The organism is Pseudomonas sp. CCNWLW23 (assembly GCF_037095675.1).
Lineage (GTDB): Bacteria > Pseudomonadota > Gammaproteobacteria > Pseudomonadales > Pseudomonadaceae > Aquipseudomonas > Aquipseudomonas atacamensis.
The window spans coordinates 1-709 of record NZ_JBAWKM010000059.1 but is presented as its reverse complement, the minus strand read 5'-3'; the positions used below and the strand labels follow the sequence as shown (position 1 = coordinate 709).

Below are 709 nucleotides of genomic sequence, written 5' to 3'. Positions count from 1 at the left end.
AAATGATAGTTTCAGCGATGTTTGATTCCCTCGTCACATTTGACTGCGTATATGGAGGCTTTGAGCTCGAAAATGGAGTAGTTCGCCTTTATGTCGAAAGAGGCCTAGCCTTGAAAAAAACGAAGTTGGTAACAGCGGCGGATGGCGCTCGGATCGTACAGTGTGATGAAGATGAGTGTCCTAAGGGCGAAAGTATTTTTCCTGTTCATTACATTTACGATCCCGCTAGAGATGTGGAGTATGTTGAATGGAGTCTTGTAAATGGTTTGTTACACGCTCGAAGCGAGGGTGGTGAATGGGTCAGATACGAGAGCAAGAGTGAAGGTTTGCACGCAATGCATGAATATGTGGGTGACTGCTGGCTGGTCTTTTCGGGTGTGAGTGTGTTGAGAAAAGTTATCTGTGAATATTCTCTCGATCGAAAGAGTTCCTCAGGTAATGAGTTTGTCGAGGAGTTTATTAGTGGGCCTAAAGTCGATAAGTCTGCAAGTGAGTATTTTCTTGAGGGTGAAATAAACGTTTTGCCTGGGCCAGGATGGATGTCTTTGAAAATTGATGCAGATTCGTTTCATATCGAGATTCCCGACGATTGAAAGAAAAGCGAATAAATGGGGACCGGATAAATGGGGACAGACCACCTTTCGAGAGACAAACGGGGACAGGCCACCTTCAAATTCGCGTCGAGCGTAAAAGCGGCGGTGACCTGCAG

The 709-nt window shown here is 45.7% G+C and carries 1 protein-coding gene; it reads left to right on the top strand.

What is annotated here, in order from left to right:
* Positions 1 to 593: hypothetical protein (locus tag V8J63_RS27690; protein WP_130926922.1), on the top strand; the 593-nt coding region annotated here is incomplete at its 5' end.
* Positions 594 to 709 lie beyond the last annotated feature (116 nt).